The sequence below is a fragment of the Streptomyces sp. CA-179760 genome (genome assembly GCF_050937045.1).
Lineage (GTDB): Bacteria > Actinomycetota > Actinomycetes > Streptomycetales > Streptomycetaceae > Streptomyces.
This window is the reverse complement of the sequence record NZ_JBNJLZ010000001.1, coordinates 7,361,201-7,383,628: the sequence shown is the minus strand read 5'-3', so window position 1 is coordinate 7,383,628 and position 22,428 is coordinate 7,361,201. Positions and strand designations below refer to the sequence as shown.

General features: G+C 70.9%; 22 protein-coding genes, 3 pseudogenes and 1 riboswitch. Of the genes and pseudogenes, 18 read left to right on the top strand and 7 right to left on the bottom strand.

Annotated elements, in window-relative coordinates; genetic code table 11:
- Window positions 1-74: 74 nt before the first annotated feature.
- The 8 genes from ACQEV8_RS33660 to ACQEV8_RS33625 all read left to right on the top strand — a co-directional run bounded on the left by ACQEV8_RS33660 (window position 75) and on the right by ACQEV8_RS33625 (window position 8,397).
- Window positions 75-971, top strand: coding sequence for a hypothetical protein (locus tag ACQEV8_RS33660; RefSeq protein ID WP_432967820.1), 897 nt, complete (start codon window positions 75-77; stop codon window positions 969-971).
- Window positions 968-1,990, top strand: a complete 1,023-nt coding sequence (locus ACQEV8_RS33655) for a cysteine synthase family protein (RefSeq protein WP_432967817.1) — start codon at window positions 968-970, stop codon at window positions 1,988-1,990. Before ACQEV8_RS33660 ends, ACQEV8_RS33655 begins: the two co-directional genes overlap by 4 nt.
- Window positions 1,987-3,240, top strand: coding sequence for an ATP-grasp domain-containing protein (locus ACQEV8_RS33650; RefSeq protein ID WP_432967814.1), 1,254 nt, complete (start codon window positions 1,987-1,989; stop codon window positions 3,238-3,240). Before ACQEV8_RS33655 ends, ACQEV8_RS33650 begins: the two co-directional genes overlap by 4 nt.
- On the top strand, window positions 3,233-4,498 hold the full coding sequence (locus tag ACQEV8_RS33645; protein ID WP_432967811.1) for an MDR family MFS transporter: 1,266 nt from the start codon (window positions 3,233-3,235) through the stop codon (window positions 4,496-4,498). Before ACQEV8_RS33650 ends, ACQEV8_RS33645 begins: the two co-directional genes overlap by 8 nt.
- Window positions 4,467-5,216, top strand: coding sequence for a class I SAM-dependent methyltransferase (locus ACQEV8_RS33640; RefSeq protein ID WP_432967808.1), 750 nt, complete (start codon window positions 4,467-4,469; stop codon window positions 5,214-5,216). Before ACQEV8_RS33645 ends, ACQEV8_RS33640 begins: the two co-directional genes overlap by 32 nt.
- Before the next feature lie 55 nt (window positions 5,217-5,271).
- A riboswitch (cobalamin riboswitch) is annotated at window positions 5,272-5,449 on the top strand.
- 28 nt (window positions 5,450-5,477) lie between these two features.
- The gene (locus ACQEV8_RS33635; protein ID WP_432967805.1) at window positions 5,478-6,503 is read left to right on the top strand and encodes an ABC transporter substrate-binding protein; all 1,026 of its coding nucleotides are present in this window, start codon (window positions 5,478-5,480) and stop codon (window positions 6,501-6,503) included.
- Entirely contained in the window at window positions 6,500-7,615 is a 1,116-nt protein-coding gene (locus ACQEV8_RS33630; protein ID WP_432967802.1) for a FecCD family ABC transporter permease, read from the top strand. The genes ACQEV8_RS33635 and ACQEV8_RS33630 overlap by 4 nt, the downstream gene beginning before the upstream one ends.
- A complete protein-coding gene (locus tag ACQEV8_RS33625) occupies window positions 7,612-8,397 on the top strand; it encodes an ABC transporter ATP-binding protein (protein WP_432967799.1) in 786 nt (261 codons plus the stop codon). The genes ACQEV8_RS33630 and ACQEV8_RS33625 overlap by 4 nt, the downstream gene beginning before the upstream one ends.
- 58 nt (window positions 8,398-8,455) lie before the next feature.
- Here ACQEV8_RS33625 and ACQEV8_RS33620 read toward each other — a convergent pair whose 3' ends face one another.
- Window positions 8,456-8,881, bottom strand: a complete 426-nt coding sequence (locus ACQEV8_RS33620) for a hypothetical protein (RefSeq protein WP_432967796.1) — start codon at window positions 8,879-8,881, stop codon at window positions 8,456-8,458.
- Here ACQEV8_RS33620 and ACQEV8_RS33615 point away from each other — a divergent pair.
- Window positions 8,844-9,128, top strand: a complete 285-nt coding sequence (locus tag ACQEV8_RS33615) for a hypothetical protein (RefSeq protein ID WP_432973184.1) — start codon at window positions 8,844-8,846, stop codon at window positions 9,126-9,128. The genes ACQEV8_RS33620 and ACQEV8_RS33615 overlap by 38 nt on opposite strands.
- Before the next feature lie 187 nt (window positions 9,129-9,315).
- Here the strand turns inward: ACQEV8_RS33615 and ACQEV8_RS33610 are convergent, their stop codons facing one another.
- From ACQEV8_RS33610 to ACQEV8_RS33600, 3 genes are read right to left on the bottom strand one after another with little or no spacing between them, the layout of a single operon-like run.
- The gene (locus ACQEV8_RS33610; protein WP_432967793.1) at window positions 9,316-10,146 is read right to left on the bottom strand and encodes an ABC transporter ATP-binding protein; all 831 of its coding nucleotides are present in this window, start codon (window positions 10,144-10,146) and stop codon (window positions 9,316-9,318) included.
- Between the two features lie 3 nt (window positions 10,147-10,149).
- Window positions 10,150-11,115, bottom strand: a complete 966-nt coding sequence (locus tag ACQEV8_RS33605) for a FecCD family ABC transporter permease (protein WP_432973181.1) — start codon at window positions 11,113-11,115, stop codon at window positions 10,150-10,152.
- Between the two features lie 56 nt (window positions 11,116-11,171).
- Entirely contained in the window at window positions 11,172-12,212 is a 1,041-nt protein-coding gene (locus tag ACQEV8_RS33600) for an ABC transporter substrate-binding protein (protein ID WP_432967790.1), read from the bottom strand.
- Between the two features lie 485 nt (window positions 12,213-12,697).
- Here ACQEV8_RS33600 and ACQEV8_RS33595 point away from each other — a divergent pair, with 485 nt between their 5' ends.
- Complete coding sequence (locus ACQEV8_RS33595; RefSeq protein WP_432967787.1) at window positions 12,698-13,093, top strand: TOBE domain-containing protein; 396 nt, start codon at window positions 12,698-12,700, stop codon at window positions 13,091-13,093.
- Between the two features lie 44 nt (window positions 13,094-13,137).
- On the opposite strand, the pseudogene ACQEV8_RS33590 reads toward ACQEV8_RS33595, so the two are convergent.
- Window positions 13,138-13,410, bottom strand: a pseudogene (locus ACQEV8_RS33590) (NAD-dependent formate dehydrogenase); the annotation flags it as partial.
- Between the two features lie 423 nt (window positions 13,411-13,833).
- On the opposite strand from ACQEV8_RS33590, the gene ACQEV8_RS33585 reads away from it, so the two are divergent.
- From ACQEV8_RS33585 to ACQEV8_RS33570, 4 genes are read left to right on the top strand one after another with little or no spacing between them, the layout of a single operon-like run.
- The gene (locus ACQEV8_RS33585) at window positions 13,834-14,220 is read left to right on the top strand and encodes a TOBE domain-containing protein (protein ID WP_432967784.1); all 387 of its coding nucleotides are present in this window, start codon (window positions 13,834-13,836) and stop codon (window positions 14,218-14,220) included.
- A 36-nt stretch (window positions 14,221-14,256) separates the two neighbouring features.
- Window positions 14,257-15,066 carry a molybdate ABC transporter substrate-binding protein gene (gene modA, locus ACQEV8_RS33580; RefSeq protein ID WP_432967781.1) on the top strand — a complete coding sequence of 270 codons (810 nt, stop codon included), beginning with the start codon at window positions 14,257-14,259 and terminating at the stop codon, window positions 15,064-15,066.
- A 23-nt stretch (window positions 15,067-15,089) separates the two neighbouring features.
- The gene (modB, locus tag ACQEV8_RS33575) at window positions 15,090-15,971 is read left to right on the top strand and encodes a molybdate ABC transporter permease subunit (RefSeq protein WP_432973178.1); all 882 of its coding nucleotides are present in this window, start codon (window positions 15,090-15,092) and stop codon (window positions 15,969-15,971) included.
- Window positions 15,968-17,062 carry an ABC transporter ATP-binding protein gene (locus ACQEV8_RS33570; RefSeq protein WP_432967778.1) on the top strand — a complete coding sequence of 365 codons (1,095 nt, stop codon included), beginning with the start codon at window positions 15,968-15,970 and terminating at the stop codon, window positions 17,060-17,062. The genes modB and ACQEV8_RS33570 overlap by 4 nt, the downstream gene beginning before the upstream one ends.
- A 57-nt stretch (window positions 17,063-17,119) precedes the next feature.
- On the opposite strand, the gene ACQEV8_RS33565 is transcribed toward ACQEV8_RS33570, so the two are convergent.
- The gene (locus ACQEV8_RS33565) at window positions 17,120-17,797 is read right to left on the bottom strand and encodes a phosphotransferase (RefSeq protein WP_432967775.1); all 678 of its coding nucleotides are present in this window, start codon (window positions 17,795-17,797) and stop codon (window positions 17,120-17,122) included.
- On the opposite strand from ACQEV8_RS33565, the gene ACQEV8_RS33560 reads away from it, so the two are divergent.
- Entirely contained in the window at window positions 17,777-18,247 is a 471-nt protein-coding gene (locus tag ACQEV8_RS33560) for a TOBE domain-containing protein (protein WP_432967772.1), read from the top strand. The two genes, ACQEV8_RS33565 and ACQEV8_RS33560, sit on opposite strands and share 21 nt — an antisense overlap.
- Before the next feature lie 296 nt (window positions 18,248-18,543).
- Here ACQEV8_RS33560 and ACQEV8_RS33555 read toward each other — a convergent pair whose 3' ends face one another.
- Window positions 18,544-19,164 carry a hypothetical protein gene (locus ACQEV8_RS33555; protein ID WP_432967769.1) on the bottom strand — a complete coding sequence of 207 codons (621 nt, stop codon included), beginning with the start codon at window positions 19,162-19,164 and terminating at the stop codon, window positions 18,544-18,546.
- A 272-nt stretch (window positions 19,165-19,436) separates the two neighbouring features.
- On the opposite strand from ACQEV8_RS33555, the pseudogene ACQEV8_RS33550 reads away from it, so the two are divergent.
- The 3 genes and pseudogenes from ACQEV8_RS33550 to ACQEV8_RS33540 form a co-directional block, all read left to right on the top strand.
- Window positions 19,437-20,671, top strand: a pseudogene (locus ACQEV8_RS33550) (serine/threonine-protein kinase); the annotation flags it as partial.
- Window positions 20,672-20,875: a hypothetical protein gene (locus ACQEV8_RS33545; protein WP_432973448.1), complete on the top strand. Its 204-nt coding sequence runs from the start codon at window positions 20,672-20,674 to the stop codon at window positions 20,873-20,875.
- A 98-nt stretch (window positions 20,876-20,973) separates the two neighbouring features.
- A pseudogene (locus ACQEV8_RS33540) lies at window positions 20,974-22,428 on the top strand (Y4yA family PLP-dependent enzyme); the annotation flags it as partial.

The window sequence follows — 22,428 nt, the reverse complement described above, 5'->3', positions numbered from 1 at the left end:
GTTCTCTTCGGTTACGCCGCCCCTGGGCCGACGCGCGAACCGGCAGGCCGGGGCCGGCGATGCCAAGGCCAGGCATGCGCCCCCGCCAGGAGCACCATCCGTCGGGCCGCACCGTGTCGGGTGTATGCCACGGCACGCTGGGCGAGCTGTACCAGGGCCCGTTGCGACCAGGCACCGAACCTGAGATCGCGGTGGTGTCCTTTCCCGTGGACCGCCACTCCTGGGTGTACTTCACTCCGAGCGCGGCTGCCGGTCATCCACCGCATGCGCCGCCGCTCGGGGAGAAGTCGGTGGAAGCGGCCCGGCTCTTCCTGGACCACTACGGCCTCGCCTTGCCGCCGGGCGACTGGCGCACCCACTCCGAACTGCCGGTGGGCGTGGGTATGGCCAGTTCCACAGCGGACATCGTGGCGACGTTGCGCTGCCTGTTCCGCGTCTTCTCCCTGCCGTACGACACCGACGTGGTCCTCGGCATCCTGGCTGACATCGAGCGCGCCGACAGTGTCTTCCTCGACGAGTTCGCCCTGTATCTCAGCGGCCGGCACCGGGTAGTGCGGCGACTGGGCCCGGACGTCGGCTTCCACACTGCCTTCGTCACGGAACCCGGCACGGTGGACACCGCCGCCGTCACTCCCCTGCTGCTGGACCACTACCGGCGTCGCGGCGAGGAGTACCAGCGGTGCCTGACCGATCTGGTCAAGGGCTTCGACTCGGGCGACCCGGCTGCTGTCGCCCGTGCCGCCACAATCAGCGCCGCGTTGTCCCAGGAGGTGCTGCCCAAGGCGACCTTCGGCAGCCTGCGACACCATCGTGAGCGGTTCGGCGCCGACGGCGTCTTCGTCGCCCACACCGGGTGCCTGGTCGGCTATCTCTTCGCCTCGCGCCCGCGGGCCGAGGTCAAGTCCGAACTGTCCGCGTTCTTCCACTCGCTCGGCCACCAGTGCACCTTCGCCCAAGGAGGCTACGGGTGATCCACCCCCACATCGCCGACGCCCTGAAAGTCCCGGACCTCGTCCGGCTCACCGATGGCCTGGTCCTGCTGCGGTTCGAGTCGATGAAGATCTACTCGGCCCTGGCCGCCGTCCGCCGTCTGCTGGAACGGGGCACGGTCCGTCCGGGCCAGACGCTGATCGACAGCTCCAGCGGGATCTACGCCTACGCCCTCGCACTGGCCTGCCACCGGTACGGCATGCGGTGCCACATCGTCGCGTCCACCACCGTCGACGCCATCACCCTCGCCCAGCTGGAGATCCTCGGCAGCACGGTGGAACAGGTCAGACCGTCGCGGAACCTGAAGCTCGACCAGGAACTCCGGGTGCGAAGGGTGCGCGAGATACTCGCCGAGCGCCCCGGCCACCACTGGATGCGCCAGTACCACGACGACGTCCACTTCCTCGGTTACCACGAGGTCGCCGACCGGATCGCGGCGGAGTTCCCGGCCACACAGCTGACCGTCGTCGGCGGGGTGGGTTCCGGAGCCTCGACCGGCGGCATCGTGGAACGCCTGCGCACCAGGGACCCCTCCGTGCGTCTGGTCGGCGTCCAGCCCTTCGGCAGCGTCACCTTCGGCAGCCAGGACCATCACGATCCCGAAGCGATCATCGCCGGCATCGGCTCGTCGATCGTCTTCGACAACGTCCGCCACCATCTCTACGACACCGTGCACTGGCTGGACTTCACCCACGCCATGTCCGGCGCTGTCGCCCTGCTGCGCGAGCACGCCGTGTTCGCCGGACTGTCCACCGGTGCCGGCTACCTGACGGCGACGTACGAGGCCCGCCGCCACCCCGACCGACTGCACGTGGTGATAGGGGCCGACACCGGACACCGCTATGTGGAGCGTGTGTTCGGTCGGCACTCCGAGGCCCTGGATCCGGCCGCGCTGAAGCCCGTCGAGGTCCGCGGTCCGCAGGAGATGACCATGCCGTGGTCGAGGATGACGTGGCAGCGCACTCCCTGCCCGGCAGACTGGAAGGAGAGTGCCGCATGACCGTGGCCTGCCTGGAGTCACTCACCTTCGGCCTCGGAAATCTGGTCCGCGCCGCCGACCTGCTCGACGAGCGCCTGTTGCTCCTGACCCGAGACCCCGGCTACTACGCCTACGAACTGGACAGACTGCCCGCCGACGCCCTCGACGTCGTGGTGACCGACACCTTCGACGTGGAGCGGGTCGCCGCTCTGCTGCGGAGCACCCCGGGGCTGCACGGGCTGATCAGTTCCACCGACACCTGGACCCTGGCCGGCGCCGCCCTCACCGATCGCCTCGGCCTGCCCGGACTCGATCCAGCCGTCCTGCGGCTGACCCGGGACAAGGCCGCCGTACGCAACCGGCTCCACGACGCGGGTCTCACACGCGGAAGGGCCGTCGAAAGCGCAGGCCCGGACCGCGAGGCACGCGGGCTGCTGCTCAAGGAGGTGGAACTGCCACTCGTACTCAAGGACACGGCGGGCACCGGGAGCCAGAACGTTTGGCTGGTCCGTGACGAGGGCGAACTCGACGCGGCGCTGGCCGAGGCGGTCGGCCGGGACCTGAAGGGACGGTTGTTCGCCGAGCCCTACTTCAGCGGCCCGGTGTACAGCGCCGAGACGCTCACCTGGGCCGGTCGCACCCGGCTGCTGGGCGTCTCCAGCCGGCTCATGTCACCGGAGCCGCACTTCCGGGAGGAGATCACCGCCTTCCCCGTCGCCTTCCCTGACCCGCAGCGGACATCGCTGGAGCGTTGGCTCGATCGAGTACTCGCCGCCATCGACTACACCGACCGGTTCGCACACGTGGAGTTCGTGCTGACCGCCGACGGCCCGGAGGTGGTGGAGGTCAATCCCCGCATCGGGGGCGCGCTGGTCGGGGAGGGCATGTGCCGCGCACTCGGCGTCAACGTGTACGAGGCGATGATCGAGGCCGCACTCGGCCGCCGCCCCCGCCTCATGGACGCGGACCTGCCCGGTGGCCCGGCCGTCGCCTTCGTCCTCGGCTATCCGGCCGCACCCGGCCTGTTTGCCGGCGTCGCCGGGCTCGACCGGTTCGCCGGCATGCCGGGAACGCCCGCCTGGTATCCGGTCAAGCAGTCCGGCGACCGCATCGAGCACCTGAGCGACAGTCGTGGCTACGCGGGCATCGTGTACGCCGAGGCGGAGACCGCCGAACTCGCCACCCACCGCGCGGTGGCCGCCGCGGGCGCCCTGCGTGTGCTCACCGACCCGCTCCCCGACCCGGCCGGCCGGGAGGCGCCCGGTGGGTGAGCGCACCACCCCTGAACCCGGTCTGCGGGCCTCGCTGTTCCCGCTCACCGGCCCGCTGCGGTTCCTCCTGCTCAGCTCGTTCGTAATTCCGCTCGGCAGCTTCATGGTCCTGCCGTTCATGTCGGTGTTCCTGCACGAACGGCTCGGGATGGGGCTCGGCACGGTCGGCGTCGTCCTGGCCGTGGCATCGCTCGTGCAGTTCTCCGGCGGCATCGTCGGCGGGGCCCTCGCGGACCGGATCGGGCTGCGCCGCACGATGCTGTGGGCACTCGTCGTACGCACCGCCGGTTTCGCCGGGCTCCTGCTGGCCCTGCGCTGGCCGCCCCTCGCCATCTGGGCGCTGGTCCTCACGTGCTGTGGTGCCGCGCTCTACCTGCCCGCGAACAAGGCATACCTGGTGCACGGAGTCGACGACGAGCGCCGCCCGGCGTTCCTGTCGGCGGGCAACGCGGCACTCAACGCGGGGATGGCCGTCGGCCCACTGATCGCCGGGCCGTTCGTTCTTTCGTCGCCCGGCTGGTTGTTCGCGGCGGTAACGGCCCTGTTCCTCGCGGTCAGTGCGGGACACGCGCGGCTGCCCACAACAGACGGGGAACGTACCGATTCGCGCGAAACGGCCCCCTCGGGTCTCCTGGCCGGGATGGCACTCCTGCCGTTCGCCGCCAACGCGCTGGCCTTCTACCTCTACTTCCACTTCCAGCACTTCCTGGCGGTGTACGCCGTGGAGCGCGCCTCCAGCGCGTTCTACAGCGTGGTGCTGCTGCTCTGCTTCACGCTGGTCATCGTCGTACAGCCGCTCGCGTCCGGTCTGATCCGGCGCATGCCGTACGCCCTCGCCCTCGCGGTCGGGTTCGTGGGCCTGGCGGCGGGCATGGCCGTGCTGGCGGCCGGTACCCGGGCGGCGCTGCTGGCGGGCGGGGCACTGATCACCCTGGGCGACATCGTGCTGTTCCTGAAGAACGACCTGGAGGCACTGCGCCGCAGCCCCCGCTCCGACGCCGTTGTTTTCGGTCAACAGCGGATGGCCGCGGGCCTGGGGGCCTGCGCGAGCGGCGTGCTGGGCGGGCAGTTGTACGACTTCGGCGAACGGGCGGGACACACCGGCTGGTTCTGGCTGCTGGCAGCCGCCCAGTGCTTGCTGCTTCCCCCTCTGCTGCTCACGCTGCGCCGTCGCACGGCGCGGCGCCCTGTCCCCGACGGCGACCATGAAGGAGCACTGACGCGCGATGACACGGACGGGCGGATTCCAGGACGATGACTTCTGGACCGAGTTCCACGACTTCCTCTTCTCCGAACAGCGCCATGAGCAGGCCGAGGAACTGCTGGACACCTCTCACCTGCTGGCCTTCCCCGAGGGATCACGCGTGCTGGACCTGTGCTGCGGGCCCGGGGTGTTCACCGTGCCGCTCGCCCGCCGCGGTCACCGCGTGACCGGAGTGGACCTGAGCCCGGCCATGCTGGACCGGGCACGCAAGCGGTCGGCCGACGCCGGTGTCGAGGTGACGTACGTGCGGGCCGACGCACGCGAGTACGAGGCAGCGGGCGGGTTCGATGTCGTCCTCAACATGTTCACCTCGTTCGGGTACTTCGAGGACCCCGCCGACAACGCGCGCGTGCTGCGCACCATGTACACCTGCCTGGCTCCCGGCGGAACGCTCCTCCTGGACCTCGCGGGGAAGGAGCTCCTGGCCCGCAGGGTCACCCCGCCCAAGGTGGTGCGACGGGGCGACGACGTGATGGTGCAGACCGACACCGTGCTGGACGAGTGGGCGCGGCTGTGCAGCGAGTGGGTGCTGGTCCGGGGCGAGCGGGTGACGCGGGCCACGTTGACGTGGTTCGTGTACAGCGCCGTGGAGCTGCGGCGGATGGCCGAGGAGGCGGGGTTCGGCCGCGTGCAGGTCTTCGGCGGATTCGATGGGCGCCCTTACGACGAGAATGCCGAGCGACTCGTCCTCCGGGCCGTCCGCGAAGCGTGAGGGAGGCGCGGGGCGTGCGGCCGGGGTCCGCGCGCCCTTTGCCGTCGACTCGGGGAATCGTAGGATCACCTGGTCATCGCCGCGACGGGAGACAGGAAGCCGGTGCGAATCCGGCACGGTCCCGCCACTGTGACCGGGGAGCGCCCCTCCGACACGCCACTGCGCACCGCGCGGGAAGGCGGAGGAAGCGTCGATCCGGGAGTCAGGACACTGGTCCGTCGCGGGCCCGATCCGAGGAGCGCGGACTCCAGGAGGCTTCACGTGTCCCAACTGTTCACCCCTGCCCGCACGCGCGGGTTCCTTCGTGCCACGGCCGCTGCCGTGGCCCTGTCGTCGGTGCTGCTGACCACCGGCTGCGGTGCGACCGACGAGAGCGCCGGAGACACGAAGGCCACCGCAGCCGTGCCCGCGGGTTTCCCGGTCACCATCGACAACTGCGGCGTGAAGACGACGTACGACAAGCCGCCGTCACGCGTGGTCACCATCCACCAGCACCCGGCGGAACTCATGCTCGCCCTCGGTCTGAAGGACCGCATGGTCGGCACGGCCTTCCCCGACTCCGCCGTCCTGCCCGAGCTGAAGAAGGACTACGAGGCGATCCCCGAACTGGCGGAGAAGGAACCGTCGTTCGAGAAGGTCCTGGACGCCGAACCCGAACTCGTCTACGGCGGCTACGGCAGCGCCTTCGCCGAGAAGGAGGGCCGCTCCCGCACAGCCTTCGCCGACGCGGGCATCGACACTTACCTCAACCGTGAGTACTGCGGCAAGAAGAAGGTGACGATGAAGGACACCTACGACGAGGTCCGCACCATCGGCAAGATCTTCGGTGTCTCGGACCGGGCCGACAAGCTGGTCGCCGATCTCGAGGACCACGTCGGCAAGGCCGCCGGCAAGGTCGAAGGCGAGCCCGAGGTGCCCGTCTTCGTGTACGACAGCGGCGACAAGACCGCCTTCACCGCGGGCGGCAAGAGCCTGGGCACCGAACTGATCCGGCTGGCCGGCGGCGAGAACATCTTCGCCGACCTCGACGACGTCTTCGGCGATGTCTCCTGGGAGCAGGTCGTCGAGCGCAGACCGGAAGTCATCGCCATCTACGACTACGCGGGCGCCGGAAGTGTCGAACAGAAGAAGAAGTTCCTGCTCTCCCAGCCCGCGCTCGCCGACGTACCCGCCGTCAGGAACAAGCGGTTCGTCGTTCTGCCGCTGACCGCCACCCTGGTGGGAATCCGCTCGGCCTACGCGGTCGACGACCTGTCCCGCGGACTGCACCCCGAGAGCTTCCGGTGACCCAGACCGCCACCGGCACGTCCGCCGAGGGGACGGTTCAACGGCGGAAGACCACCGAGCCAGGAGCGGGCCGTACACGGCTGGCCGTCACGCTGGTCGTACTCACCGCCCTGCTCGGCGCCTCCATCACGGCGGGACTTGCGATCGGCTCCGTCCAGGTGCCACCCGGCCAGGTGTGGGGCATCGTGACGCACGCGCTGGGTGCCGACTGGCAGCAGCCGGACTGGTCCCGGGCCCGGGAGACCATCGTGGTGGACGTGCGGGCGCCGCGGGTGCTGCTCGGTGCGGTCACCGGCGCCGGCCTCGCGGTGATCGGCACCGCCCTACAGGCCCTGGTGCGCAATCCGCTCGCGGAACCGTACCTGCTCGGCGTCTCCTCGGGGGCGTCCCTCGGCGCGGTCTCCGTCATCGTGTTCGGGGTCACCCTCTTCGGTCCCGTCTCCCTGTCGGTGGCCGCCTTCGTGGGCGCCCTGGGCGCGCTCCTGCTCGTGTACGCCACGGCCCGCACCGGCGGACGCATCACCTCATCGCGTCTCGTGCTCTCCGGGGTGGCGATCGCCGCGATGCTCACCGCGGTCCTCGATCTGCTGTTGCTCACCACCGACCGGGGCAACGAGACCCGCGCGGTCCTCGCCTGGACCCTCGGCGGCCTCGGCGGGGTCAACTGGGGCACGCTGTGGCTGCCGAGCACGGCCCTGCTTCTCGGTGTCGGCGTCCTCATGGTGCAGGCCCGCGATCTGAACCTGCTGCTGGCCGGCGAGGAGGCGGCCACCACGATGGGGCTGGACGTGGCCCGCTTCCGCGCCCGGCTGTTCGTCCTGCTCTCCCTCGTCACGGGCGTGCTGGTCGCGGCGGCCGGACCGATCGGCTTCGTCGGCCTGATGATGCCCCACATCGTGCGGCTGTTCGTCGGCGGCGACCACCGCCGGGTCCTGCCGACGGCGGCGCTCGGCGGAGCGGTCTTCCTCCTCTGGGCCGACATCGCCGCACGGACGATCGCCGCGCCGATGGAGATACCCGTCGGCGTACTCACGGCCCTGTGCGGCGGGCCGTTCTTCCTGTGGCTGATGCGCCGGGACGCCCGGCGCGGCACCGACCGAGGAGTGGCATGACCGCGACCGAACTGAGCGTCGACGGCGTCACGCTCACCGCCGGAGCCCGCCACCTGGTGCGCGACGTCTCCCTGACCGCCCGCCCGGGCGAGACCATCGGGCTCGTGGGGCCCAACGGCAGCGGCAAGTCCAGCCTCCTGCGCACCGTCTACCGCGTCCTGCGCCCCGACGCGGGTGAGATCCGGGTCGACGGAGGCGACGCCTGGTCGCTGCCGGTGCGGCAACTGGCCCGCACCGTGGCGGCGGTGGTCCAGGACTCGGCAGCCGACCTCGACCTCGCCGTCCGCGAGGTCGTCGCCATGGGCCGCACCCCGCACAAACGGCTCCTGGCCGGTGACACCCCCGAGGACGCCGAACTCATCGACTCCGCGCTCCTGGCGGTCGACGCCGTCCACCTGGCCGACCGTCCTTTCGACCGGCTCTCCGGCGGCGAACGCCAGCGCGTCCTCATCGCGCGCGCCCTCGCCCAGGAGCCCACCCTCCTCGTCCTCGACGAACCCACCAACCACCTCGACATCCGGCATCAACTGTCCGTGCTCACCACCCTGCGCCGCCTGCCCGCGACCGTGCTGCTCGCCCTGCACGATCTCAACCTGGCCGCCTACTACTGCGACCGCCTCTACGTCCTGCACGACGGCGAAGTCACCGCCTCCGGACCGCCCGCCGAGATACTCACCCCCGGTCTCCTGGCCGAGGTCTACGGAGTGGCGACGGAAGTGGCCACCCATCCGCGCACGGGCGCCCCGCAGGTGACGTTCCTCCCTGAAGAACCACGCGGCTGAAGGACACACCCGCTACTGCCCCGTGCCCGTGCGCGCCACCTGCCCCGGAACGGGTGTCCTACGCGGCTGCCAACACCAAGATCTCGGCGTCCATCCGCCCCGACGCATCGTCGCGCGGCACGACCGGGATGCTCTCGGTCACCTGGAGGCCGGCCTCGCGGATGTGCGGTGTGAGTGAGGCGGGAGTCCACAGGCGTTCTCGGACGGCGGCGAGGTAGGACACCGGTTCTCCCCGGCCGTCGCGGGCGGTGTCCGGCAGGAAGAGGGTGCGGGAGAAGTACGGGCCGTCGGGGTCGTGGCGCATGGCTGCGAAGAGGAGGTGGCGGTTGCCGTGGTCGTCGGTGAAGTCGGTGGCCAGGACGCCGTTGCGGCGGGTGTAGGCGCCGAGGGCGGGCTCGGTCAGGGCGGGGAGACAGCTCTCCGGTGGCCAGCGCCAACGCCTCGCGATCGCCCGCGCCCTGCTCGCCGACGCACCACTGCTCATCCTGGACGAGGCCACCTCCAGCGTGGACGTCGCCGCCGAACACGCGGTCACCGAGGCCCTGGAGCGGTTGCGCACCGGCCGTACGGTCCTGGTCATCGCCCACCGGCTCTCCACCGTGGCCGACGCCGACCACCTGGTCGTCCTGACCAACGGTCGGGTCGTCGAGGCGGCCGAGCCCCGCCAACTCCTCTCCAGGAACGGCGCCTACGCGCGCCTGGTCGCCCGTCAGCGCGAAGGAGCAGCATGACCACCGCGTCGGTGTTCAAAGCCGAGGAGAGGAACCACGGGCGGCGGTCTGCCCACCGAACGCCTACGGCTTGTCCTCGAACGGTGAGGGCGGGCCCGACGTGGCCAAGTCCACGCGGTCGAGGATCCGGTACGAGGCCCCGGAACCCTTCCGGGCTTCCAGGGCCTGATGCTGACTCAACGCCGGTTCAGCCCTCGGCTGCGCCGGCGGTGAGGGGGGCGCCTTCGCCCTCCGGGTCGCCGTCCTTGGCGAGGGGCCGGGCAGCGTAGGTGATCCGGACGATGCCGTCGGCGTGCCGCTCGGTGCTCGCACGGACGCCGAAGACGTCGGCGAGGAGGCCCGGGGTGAGCACCTCCAGGACCGGGCCCGCTGTCGCCACGGCTCCGTCCCGCAGGACGACCAGGTGGTCGCAGAGGCGGGCTGCGAGGTCGAGGTCGTGCAGCACGGCGAGTGTGGTGACGCCGGTGGCACGGATCAGGTCCAGGAGTTCGAACCGGGCCCGGATGTCGAGGTGGTTGGTGAGCTCGTCCAGCACGAGCAGCTCCGGGCCCTGGGCCAACGCCCGTGCGAGCAGGACGCGTTGGCGTTCTCCTCCGGAGAGGGAGGCGTAGTCGCGGTCCGCGAAGGGCCGTACGCCGCAGCGGTCGATGGCGTGCGACACGGCTCCGTGGTCCTCGGGTCCGTCACGGCCGAGCAGACCGTGGTGGGGGGCGCGGCCGAGGGCCACGATCTCGGCGACGGTCAGGCCGGTGGTGTTGCCTCCGGCGTCCTGCAGCACGGCGGCCGTACGGCGTGCCGCGGCGCGCGGGGTCAGTTCCCACACGTCGTCCTCGCCGACCCGGACCACTCCGTCCGCCGGGCGGAGTGAGCGGTAGACGGTGCGCAACAGGGTGGACTTGCCGCTGCCGTTGGGGCCGACGAGGCCGACGATGTCGCCCTTGCGGGCCTCAAGGCTCACATCGCGCAGGATCGGGTTGCGGTCCAGGGTGACGTGGAGTCGGTCGACGATGAGTTTCATGCTTCAGTCCAAGCCCTTGTTGCGGCGCAGCAGCCACAGGAAGAAGGGAGCGCCGAGCAGGGCGGTGAGGATGCCCAGCGGCAGTTCGTTGGGGCGGTTGAGGGTGCGGGAGAGCAGGTCGACGAGGACCAGGTAGACGGCTCCGAGCAGAGCCGTCAGGGGCAGCAGTCTGCGATGGTCGGCGCCGATGGTCAGCCGCACCAGGTGCGGGATCATCAGGCCGACGAAGCCGATGCTGCCCGCGACCGCGATGACCGTGCCGGTCAGCAGCGCGCTGAGGACAAGCAGGGCGGCCCGCAGCCGGTTGACGTCGACGCCGAGCGCGGTGGCCGACTCGTCACCGGCCAGCAGCACGTTGAGCCGACGGCCGAACAGGGACAGCAGTGCGGTCGTGGCGAGCACCACGGCGGTGACCGTGGGCAGCTGGTCCCACTGGGCCCCGGCGACACTGCCCAGCATCCAGAACATCACCGTCCGCAGCTCGGTCGGGGTCGCCTGGAGTTGGACGTAACTGGTGGCGGAGAGGAAGACGTAGCCGATGGCGACGCCCGCCAGGACCAACCGGGTCGGAGCCATCCGTCCCCGCCGCTGTCCGAGCGCGAAGACCAGCGCGCCGGCGGCGACCGCGCCGAGGAAGGCCGCCGCCGACACCCCGAGCCCGGCCAGCGCCGCGCCGCCGCCCAGCGTGATGACCAGCACCGCGCCGAGCGTGGCGCCGTAGGAGAAGCCCAGCACGATGGGATCGGCCAGTGGGTTGGACACCACCGTCTGCAGCACCGCCCCCGACACGGCCAGGCCCGCGCCGACCAGGGCGGCCAAGACCACGCGCGGGGTGCGGAAGTTCCAGACGATCTGGTCCAGAGCCGGGTCGGCCGGCGCCGGCCCCGCGCCGGTGACGTGGTGCAGGACGATCCCCCACACGTCACCGACGGGTACGTTCACCGCGCCGATGCTGATCGCCACGATCATGGTGGCGGCCAGCGCGAGTGGCAGCAGCGTGAACGCCAACGGGACCTTCAGCCGGGTCAGAGGGCGTCCGGGTGCAGCATCTCGGCAACCTTCTGCACGGCCAGGTCGTTGCTGGGGCCCAGGTACATCGAGTCGGACAGCGTCACGTACGTGTTGTTCTTGGCGGCCGGCCACTGGGGGAACTCCTTGAGCAGCTTCTTGGCGTACGCCGCCGGGTTGGGGTCGTTGTAGGCGATGACGACGAGGGCGTCGACGTCCGTGGCGGCCACCTTCTCCTTGCTCAGGTCGGCGAAGGTGGTCTTGGAGGCGTTCTCGAAGGCGTTGGCGCCGCCGGCCTTGGTGAGGATGTCGTTGATGATGCCCTTGGCCACGACCGAGCTGAAGTCGTTGCCGCCCATGGCCATGTTGGAGAAGAGCACCATGACCTTCGGCTTCTTCTCGCCCTTCACCTTCCCCGAGACCGCCGCGATGCTCTTCTCGGAGGCCGCGATCAGCTTCTCGGCCCTGTCACTGACGTTGAAGATCTTCCCCATGTCGCGCAGCAGCCGGTAGCTGTCGTCGACGGTCATCTTGGAGGGGTCGTCGTCACAACCCTGCGGGGAGACGTAGCTGTTGGCTCCTACCTGCTTCAGCTGCTCGCGGGTGGCGAAGCCGTTCTTCTGGTCGAAGCCGTACGTGGTGACGGACAGGACGAAGTCGGGGCGCAGGCCGAGCATGGCCTCGCGCGGGATGTCGTAGGCGTCGTTGACTTCGACGTTCCCGGTGGGCAGCTTCTTGATGGCCTCGGCCCGGCCCGGTACCTCGGACATGCCGTAGCCCTGCTGGTTGGCGACGACCTTGTCCTCCAGACCGAGGGCGAGCAGCGTGGAGACCTCGGCCACCGAGGCGCCGTTCATGACCACCACCCGGCCGGGAGCCTTCTCGAAGGTCTCCTTCCGGCCGCAGTTGTCCAGCGTGACCGGGTAGCCGGACGTCACGGCGGCGGCATCGGCCGAGTTCGCAGCCGCCTTGCCGTCGGACGAGGCGCCACATGCCGCCGTGAGCAGACAGAGGGCTGCTGCGGCCAGGGCGGCAGCGGCCGGCCGGTTCATCTGCATGGAGGCTCCTTGCGTGAGGGACGAGCTCATGAGCTCAAAGACTCTGTTGCAGGAGTCGATGCGAAGTGGCCTTGAGTTCCCGGCAGTTGGAGAGATTCTGTCAGCGATTCGACCGGCCATCAGACGACCGCCGACCTACGCGCCACATGACGCGCCGCTCGCACTCCATGATGGAGCTGTTCCGGCGCTGACCGGCACCGCTGGGAAGCCACTCAGCCCAGCAGGTCACGGAGCCGCCCGGTCCCTTCCGGGACATCTGAGGAGTGAGGGCCGCCGCACCCGTTCCGAGCTGACCTGATGCCGGTTCGGAGAGGGCGCGGCGGCACCTGCGGGACTTCTCTGGGACTTCGCGCCGGGAGGCGCGGAGACACCTGCTCGGAGGCGCAAGCGCCGCGGGGCATGGAGGCCGTGCTCCCGGGACGGTTCCCACGCCTGGGTCACGGGCCTGTGAGCCGGCTCCGACCCGGACGCCTATCTTGGCGCTCATGCAGTCATACACGATCGGCCAGGCAGCCCGGCTGCTCGGCGTGAGTCCGGACACCGCGCGACGGTGGGCGGACGCGGGACGGATGGCGACCCATCGCGACGAGAGCGGGAAGCGGCTCATCGACGGGAAGGACCTGGCCGCCTTCTCCGTGGAGCTCGCCAAGGGCGGGAGCGGCGAGGAGGACACTTCCCATACGTCCGTGCGCAACGCGTTTCCCGGCATCGTCACCGCGATCAAACTCGGTGACGTGGCCGCCCAGGTGGAGATCCAGGCAGGGCCGCACCGGCTTGTCTCCCTGCTCACCCGGGAGGCCGTCGAGGAACTGGGGCTGGAGGTCGGTATGGAGGCCACCGCCCGGGTGAAGTCGACGAACGTGCACATCGACCGCGTCTGAGCCGCCGCGTCCGAGCGGGGCGAGCCGGGCGGTGACCTCCACGGTCACTCGGTGACCGAGTAGGAGTGGGCGCCCGTTCCGGCCAGGGCTCCGCCGTCGACGATCAGGTACTCGTCGCGGATCGGGCGCCCCGCGAAGAACGACTCCAGGATCTCTCGGGTGCCGGCCGCATAGCGGGCCTTGGGCGGAGAGGGAGGAGCCGGAGATGTGCGGGGGGTCATGCCGTGGTGGGGCATGGTGCGCCAGGGGTGGTCGGCGGGGGCCCGCTGGGGGTACCAGACGTCGCCCGCGTAGCCCGCCGGCTGCCCGCCGCGCAGGCCGAGTGCGCCGGAGACGCTGCCCAGCAGGTGACCAGGGGTGAAGTCGAGCGCCTCCGGGCTCGGGATGGTCTGGCCGCCGGGGTGGCTGTCGATCGCGGGGACGTCGTCGCGTGCGTACGTAGTCGGGTATCCGTGCGAGATCACGCTGGACCAGCGGGCACCCCGGCAGGTGCGCGTAGAGCGGGGACGGTCAGGCGGGCCGGGCGGTCCGGATCACCGGCGAGGACGAATTCCGCCGCTGGTCCGGCGGCCGTACGGGCAGCTGCGAGGGACTGACTCGCGGGCTGCCACCTCCCGGAGGACCGTACCCGAAGAGGGGGTCCCGTACAAACGCACATGCCATGCAAGTAGTTCCACGATCCGGCTCATGCGAATCGACTAGGGACTTTCGCCTCGCACATGCGGCAGTATCATCGCCGCATGCACACCTACCGGATCGGTGACGCGGCGGCGTTACTCGGCGTCAGCACCGACACCGTGAGGCGTCTGGTCGACGGCGGCAAACTCACCGCCCAACGCGACGAGCTGGGCCACCGGATCATCCCCGGCCCCGGCCTCGCGGCCTACGCCCGGCAGCTGCACCGGGCCGAGCGGGAGTCCACCGGCTCCTCGGCCCGCAACCGCTTCTCCGGCATCGTCACCGACGTGATCCTGGGCGACGTGTCGGCGCAGGTGGAGATCCAGGCCGGTCCGTACCGGGTGGTGGCCATGGTCAGCCGTGAGTCGGCTGAGGAACTGACGCTGGAGCCCGGTGTTCCGGCGGTTGCCGTGATCAAATCGACCAACGTGGTCGTCGAGAAACCGTAGATGAGTCCGTTCAGGACCAGAGGAAGTGGACCCGTGATGACCCGTTCCGTGCGCCGGACCCGCCGGATACTGCAGGTGACCGGCGTGAGTGCCGCCGCCCTGCTGGCCCTGAGCGCCTGCTCGTCCTCCGACTCGGACTCCTCTGCTTCCGCCTCCGCCTCGGGCAAGCTCTCCGGCGACGTGACCGTCTTCGCCGCCGCCTCGCTGAAGGAGAGCTTCACGACGCTGGGCAAGGAGTTCGAGAAGCAGCACCCGGGCACCAAGGTGACCTTCAGCTTCGGCGGCAGCGACTCGCTGGCCGCGAGCATCACCGGCGGGGCCCCGGCGGACGTGTTCGCCTCGGCCAGCCCCAAGACGATGAAGATCGTCACGGACGCGAAGGACAACGCCACCGAGCCGGCCACGTTCGTGCGCAACCAGCTGGAGATCGCCACCCTGCCGGGCAACCCCGACAAGGTCGCCTCCCTGAAGGACCTCACCAACTCGGATCTGAAGGTCGTGCTGTGCGACAGGACGGTGCCGTGCGGTGCCGCCGCCCAGAAGGCCCTGGACGCGAGCAAGCTGAAGCTCACCCCCGTCTCCTACGAGGAGGACGTCAAGTCCGCCCTCAACAAGGTGGTCCTCAAGGAGGCCGACGCGGCGGTCGTCTACAAGACCGACGTGAAGGCCGCGGGTGAGAAGGTGGAGGGCGTGGAGTTCCCCGAGTCCGCCGACGCCGTCAACGACTACCCGATCACGCTGCTCAAGGAGTCGAAGAACCCCGAGACCGCCAAAGCGTTCATGGCGCTGGTGCAGTCCGCCGAGGGCCAGAAGGTCCTGAACGAGTCCGGGTTCCTCAACCCGTGACCTCCCCCTCCCCGTCCCCGTCGATGGGCAAGGCCGACGCCGCGGACACCCTCACCGGTGGCCCGCGACGCCGCCGCGTCCGCGTTCGTCCCGACGGCCGTCAGGGGCATGGGAGCCGCGGGACTCGCGGTGGCGCTCCGCTGCCGCTGCTCCTGCCCGCGCTGATCGGCCTGGCGTTCCTGGTCCTTCCGCTCGTCGCGCTGTTGATCCGGGCTCCGTGGCGGAGCATGCCCGACCTGCTGACCAGCACCGAGGTGTGGCAGGCGCTCCAGCTCTCCCTGGTCTGCGCCACGGCCGCGACCGCGGTGAGCCTGGTCATCGGCGTGCCGCTGGCCTGGCTGCTGGCCCGGGTCGACTTCCCTGGACGTGGTCTCGTACGGGCCCTCGTCACGCTGCCGCTCGTGCTGCCGCCGGTGGTCGGCGGTGTGGCCCTGCTGATGGCGCTCGGCCGCAACGGCGTCGTGGGACAGTGGCTGGACTCCTGGTTCGGCATCACCCTGCCGTTCACGACCACGGGGGTCGTGGTCGCCGAAGCCTTCGTCGCGATGCCGTTCCTCGTCATCAGCGTGGAGGGCACGCTGCGGGCCGCCGACCCGCGCTACGAGGAGGCCGCCACGACCCTGGGCGCCTCCCGCTTCACGGCGTTCCGCCGCGTCACGCTGCCGCTGATCGCGCCCGGGATCGCCGCCGGTGCCGTGCTCGCCTGGGCCCGGGCGCTCGGCGAGTTCGGCGCGACCATCACCTTCGCCGGCAACTTCCCCGGCCGAACCCAGACCATGCCGCTCGCCGTGTACCTCGCCTTGCAGAGCGACCCGGAGGCGGCCATCGCCCTCAGCCTGGTGCTGCTCGCCGTGTCCATCGCGGTCCTGGCCGGGCTCCGCGACCGCTGGATGACCCCCTCATGACCGACGCCGAGATGACCCCTCAGGACGCCGTCGACGCAACCGGGCCGGCCGGCGAAGGACTCGACGCCCGGCTGCTGGTCGAGCGCGGCACCTTCCGCCTCGACGTGAAACTCACGGCGGCGCCCGGCGACGTGGTCGCCCTCCTCGGCCCCAACGGCGCCGGCAAGACCACCGCCCTGCGTGCCCTCGCCGGACTGGTGCCGCTGTCCGGGGGCCACCTCTGGCTGGACGGGGCGGAGTTGGACCGTACGCCGCCCGAATCCCGCCCGGTCGGCGTCGTCTTCCAGGACTACCTCCTCTTCCCCCACCTCACCGCCCTGGACAACGTGGCCTTCGGACCGCGCTGCCACGGCGCCACCAAGGCGGAGGCCCGTACCCAGGCCGCCGAGTGGCTGGAGCGCATGGGCCTCGCCGCCCACGCCGGTGCCAAGCCCCGCCGCCTCTCCGGCGGCCAGGCCCAGCGCGTCGCGCTCGCCCGTGCCCTGGCCACCCACCCACGCCTGCTGCTCCTCGACGAACCCCTCGCCGCCCTCGACGCCCGCACCCGCCTCGACGTGCGCGCCCAACTCCGCCACCACCTGGCCGACTTCGAGGCGGTCGCCGTACTCGTCACCCACGACCCCCTCGATGCCATGGTCCTGGCCGACCACCTCGTCGTCATCGAGGACGGCCGCATCGTCCAGGACGGCACCCCCGCCGACATCGCCCGCCACCCCCGCACCGACTACATCGCCCACCTGGTCGGCCTCAACCTCTACCGGGGCGAAGCCGAGGGCCACACCGTCCAGGTCGACGACGGCCCCGCGATCACCACCACCGAGGACCTCACCGGCCCGGTCTTCGTCGCCTTCCCGCCCGGCGCGGTCACCCTCCACCGCGACCGCCCCACCGGCTCCAGCGCCCGCAACCTCTGGCGCTGCGAGGTGTCCGCCCTGGAAACCCACGGCGACCAGATCCGCGCCGCCCTCACCGGCGAACTGCCCCTGGCGGCCGACCTCACCACCATCGCCGCCGCCGAACTCGACCTCCGCCCCGGAGCCACGGTCTGGGCGACGGTCAAAGCGACCCAGACCCATGCGTACCCCGCCTGAAGGCGCCGCTGACGAAGGCCACCTCAGGGCCCCCACGGCAGTGCGCTCGGCGGCGCCTCAGCCTGTGAGCAGGGCGCGCGCCCACTGGTCCTCGCGCTGTTCGATGTACTCGGCGTCGCTCCGCCAGGCGTCGCCGTGCCCTTCGGACCACAGTCTCGCCCAGGGCTGGACGCCCAGGGCGGCCTGGTCGCGCAGGAAGTCGTACATGCAACGCGTACGGCGCCCCAGCAGAGGCACCAGCCGGCGGCGGTCGGCTTCGTCGAGCCCATAGGCGTCGGCGAAGACGCGCAGCCGGGCCGCCGCGCCGGGGTGCTGCCAATCCGGATGGGCGGACAGCGGGACGAACCCGTGGATGGCGTACGCGACATCCCACAGGCGGGAACCGGGGCCCGCGGCGTCCCAGTCGATGAAGGCCCACTGCTCCTCGTCCGCGACCACGAGGTTCCACGGGGCCAGATCGTGATGGGCGATGATGTCGCAGCCCTCGGCCGGGATCAGCACCTTCCACTGCGCGTCCGCAGGAGGGCTGAAGCCCTGCACGGCATCATGAAACTCTCTGATCAGCCGTGCCACGCGGGCCAGTTGCCGAGCGGGCTCCAGCAGCGAGAACCGCTCGGGCCAGACCACGTGTCCCGGCATGAAGGTCAAGACCTCGCGCCCCTGCTCGTCGATGCCGAGCGGGCGTGGCGCCGCGCCGAAGCCCACGTCGTGCAGGTGGCCGAGCAGAGCATGCACTGCGGGAGTCCATGGCCCGGCCGGGCGGCGGACGGTATCTCCGACACGGACGACACCCTCGCTGACGTTGCCACCGGACAATGGTCGTTCTTCATCGGGCTGCATCGAACCACTGTGCCGGATCAGCCCATCGTGATCACGCGGTTAAAGGAGGCGCCAGACCAGAGACGGAGGATCCGCAACCGGCTGCCCGGCACGGTGCGCGAGGTCGCGACGGGCGCCGCCATGGCTTCGGTCAGGGTCTCGGTCGAGGACGGCGAGCTGACCGCCGCGATCACCAAGGACGCGGTCACCGATCTCGGCCTGGCGGAGGGCTCCGCCGTCACGGTGCTTCTCAAGTCGACCGAGGTCTCGCTCGCGACCGTACGAGCCCAGTGCGACACCGGAAAGGGTGAGCCATACGCTGCCCGGAGGAAGACCGGCACGAGGCGGAGGGGGACCAGGACGTGACAGGCAGCCGCCCGGAGGCACCCCACCGCATACCACCGGGCCAACGTCTGGCGCAGGGCTCCATGGACGCACGCCACTCCGCGTTCCGCCCCGAACCGCAGGCCGTCTTCACGGCCGTCGCGTGACGCCTGGCCGAGAACACGGCGCTCGTGATGTCGGAGTCCCTGCGGCAGGACACCACCCCGCACACGGCCGCGCGCACGATCGCGCAGGACCGGGTCCGCGAGGCGATGCGCCTGAAGGGCCGACCGCCGCGATGAACCTCTCTCCGGGACCTCTGAGACCGCCGGGGCGGTTCAGTACAGCTTGTTGACCGCCGTGACGGTGGTCCTCTTGAAGTCGGCCACCTGGGCGTGCTGGAAGTTGCCCATCTGGCTCCAGCGGACGACCGTCACAGTCCGGCCGTCGCGGCCGACGGCGAAGAGGCCGATGTCGGAGGAACCCCAGGCGGAGGCGGTGTGGAGGCCGTAGACGTCGGCGCCCTCCTCGACGTTCAGCCGACCGTAGGACTTCTGCGTCGCCGTGATGTCCGGGTCCTGCTGCATCAGCTTCTTCGCGCAGCCGGCGAGGTCCTTGCGCAGCAGTGCCGCGAAGTCCTTCGCCCGCTGTTCGCTGCGCTCCACGACCGTGATCTGCTGGGCGCTCGTGTCGTACTCCGTCCAGTACTCCCGGTGCGTGGTGGTGGACGGCAGCGCGTCGCCCACGCAGATCGGCAGCGGGTCGGGCTGACCGGCGGTGACCGGACCGGCGTACCAGGGCGAGGTCGGGTGCGGCGGCAGTTCGGCCGGCTCCAGGAACCGGGGCGTGCCGGAGGCCGGTGTGGTGGCGGCGGCAGCCGGTACGGCGACTGCGGCGACACCGGCCACGGCCGCCAGCGCGGCCACGGTGGTACGGATTCCTCGGGCACGGATCTGCATGGTCTCCCCATTGGTTTCCCCCGGTTTCCCCGGTCGGATGCGCGGGCTTCTGCCCTTGCCCCCTCTACGACCCGTCACCGCCCGCATCCGTTGCCCTCCGCGCCTGCTACGGATCCGTCCCGAATGTCACCGGCGTGCAACCGGTGCGAAGGCGAAGGGCACCCGGCCCGTGATCCCCCTCACTCCCGCCCCAGGTCGCCCCCGGTTCGGCGGTTATGGTGACCAGGGCGCATCAAGGTGCCCAACACGGACAAGGTGGCGGAGGGCACACGGTGTCGGACCAGGGGCGACTCGTCGCCGGGCGCTATCGGCTCGCAGAGCGGATCGGCCGGGGCGGCATGGGCACGGTGTGGCTGGCCGATGACGAGGTGCTGGGGCGCCGGGTCGCGCTGAAGCGGCTGCACGAGCAGTCGCACCTGTCGGCCGGCGAGCTCGGCACGCGCGACGAGCGCATGCGCCGTGAGGCGCGCAGTGCCGCGCGGATCGTCCACCCCAACGTGATCGTCGTGCACGACGTCGTGGAGGACGAGGGCCGGCCCTGCGTCGTCATGGAGTACGTCCCCGGCCACACACTCGCCGACCTCCTCCAGGAAGGCCGCACCCTCACGCCCCACGAGGCGGCCCGGATCGGCCTGGCCATGATCTCCGCCCTGCGAGCCGCGCACGAGGCCGGAGTCCTGCACCGCGACGTCAAGCCCGGCAACGTCCTGCTCGGCACGGGCGACCGGGTCGTGCTCACCGACTTCGGCATAGCCACCACAGCCGGCTCGCCCACCCTGACCAGGACCGGCGAGATGGTCGGATCCATCGACTACATGGCCCCGGAACGCGTCAGAGGCCTCACCCCCGGCCCGGCCTCGGACCTGTGGGCCCTGGGCGCGACCCTCTACCAGACGCTGGAAGGACGCCCCCCGTTCCGCCGCCCGACGGCGATGGAGACGGCGTACGCCATCGCCACGGATCCCACACCTTCACCGACCCAGGCCGGCCCCCTGGCCCCACTCATAGAGTCCCTCCTGGCCAGGGAGCCGGAAGGGCGCCCGTCAGCGGAGGAGACAGAACACTCCCTACGGGCAGCAGCGAACAGCGCCCCAAAGAGGCGCGGGGAACTGCGCGATCAACCACAGGCGACCCGCACCCGCCGTCGCCGCCGCGTCACCACCACCGTCGCCGCACTCACCGCAGCCCTCGCCGCGGCCGCCACGCTCTACACAACAACACCGCCCCAAACCGACAAAACGAACAAACCAAACAAAACAGCAATCCCTGCCCCTGTCCCAAGGGCTACCACCTGGTCCAGGAAAAGAAGCTCGGCATCTCCTTCCCCATCCCGAACGGCTGGACCGCCCGCACCCGCACCGCGGACCAGGTCACCTACGCCGACCCCACCGGCCTCGTCGGCATCACCATCGGCACCGTCACCCCGGCGGGACCGAACCCGGCCGACCACTTCGCCGACATCGAGGCGAACACGAAGCTCAACTACTCCACGTACCGCAGGCTGCGCATGCAGCGGACGACCTTCCGCGAACAGCCCGCCGCGATATGGGAGTTCACCTTCCAGGGCCGGGCCCGCCCGTTCCGCGCCATCGACCTCGGCTACGGCCGTGAGGGCGGACGCGAGTACGACATCTACCTCTCGGCACCCGAGGCGGAGTGGGACACCCACCGCCCCGTCTTCGACCATGTCAGGGACGGCTTCAGGGCGTAAAGCGACCGAAGAATGGATAGGGGGTATACGGCGAAAACGCGGGGAGTGTCCGACGTGCCCGGATGCCGCGCGCAGCGGCTTCAGGGGAGGGAGCGCGCATGGACGGCCGGCCCTTATACCTCGAACCGCGGCTGGAGCCACGGCTGAGGTCGCTCGTGGCGGCGACCGGGACATCGCACTCACTCATCGACGCGCTCGGTTCACCGCTGCACGTGGTGGTGCCGGACCAGATCGCCGAGAATCTGGAGCGCTTCCGGTCGGTGTACCGCGCGCATCATCTGTCGGGCCAGGTCTTCTACGCCCACAAGGCCAACCGGTCCAGCGCCCTGCTGCGCCGCCTGGCCGCCACGGACGCGGGCGTGGACGTCGCGTCGCTGGGCGAGTTACAGGACGCGCTCGGTGCCGGTTTCACCGCCGACCGGATCACGGCCACCGGGCCCAAGAACCCCGAGTTCCTGTGGCTCGCGGCCCGTGCTGGAGTCACGGTCAGCGTCGACGGCGTGGGCGAGCTCGACCAGCTCGCCACGCTGGTGCGCAAGCACGCCCTCGCCCCGGTGCGGGTGCTGCTGCGGCTGTCGGGGTTCGAGACATCGGGGGTGAGAGTGCTCAGCCGGCGCAGCCGGTTCGGCACGCCCGTACGGGAGTTGGAGTCGCTGCTGGAGGCGGTCGAGCGGCACGGTGACGCGGTGGAGGCGACGGGCGCGGCCTTCCATCTGGACACCACCAGCGTCGCGGAGAAGGCGACCGCCCTCGAAGGGTGCCTGGCCGCTCTGGAAGCGTGCCGGAGCCGGGGACTCAGGCCCCGGGCCGTGGACGTCGGCGGCGGGTTCGGGGTCAGTTACCTCGCCGAGCGGGAGCAGTGGGAGGCGTACACGACGGCGCTCACGGCCGCCGTCCTGGGCCGTCGCCCGCCCCTGACGTGGGGCGGGCACGGCTACGGGCTGCGGAACGAGTCCGGCACCCTGCGCGGCACGCTCGGCCTCTACCCGGCCCACCGGCCCGTCGCCGGCGCGGCCTACCTGGACGAGCTGCTGGGCCGGCCCGCCGCCTCGCTCGGCGGGCGTCCGCTGGCCGGACTGCTGCTGGAGCACCTGTACGACCTGTACACCGAGCCCGGCCGGGCGCTGCTGGACCAGTGCGGGCTGACGCTCGCGAAGGTGCTGGAGGTCCGCGAGCAGGAGTACGGCGGCGAGCTGCTCGTGCGGCTGGCCGCGAAGGCCGACGACATCGCCCTGGAGGACCACGGGGTGCTGATGGACCCCGTGGTCGTCCCCCGAAGTGGCGCCGGGCCGGGCGAAGGGCCCGTCGCCGTCCACCTCTTCGGCAGCCTCTGCCTGGAGACCGACCTGATCACCCGGCGCACGGTCTTCCTGCCGCGCCGTCCGGCCCCCGGCGACCTGCTGGCGTTCGCCAACACCGCCGGGTACGCCATGGACTTCCACGCCACCCGCGCCCAGCACCAGCCCGCCGCCCGCAAGGTCGCCGCCTGGCAGGACGGCGACGGGTGGCGCTGGTGTCTCGACGACCAGTTCTGGCCGATCACGCCCTCGGGG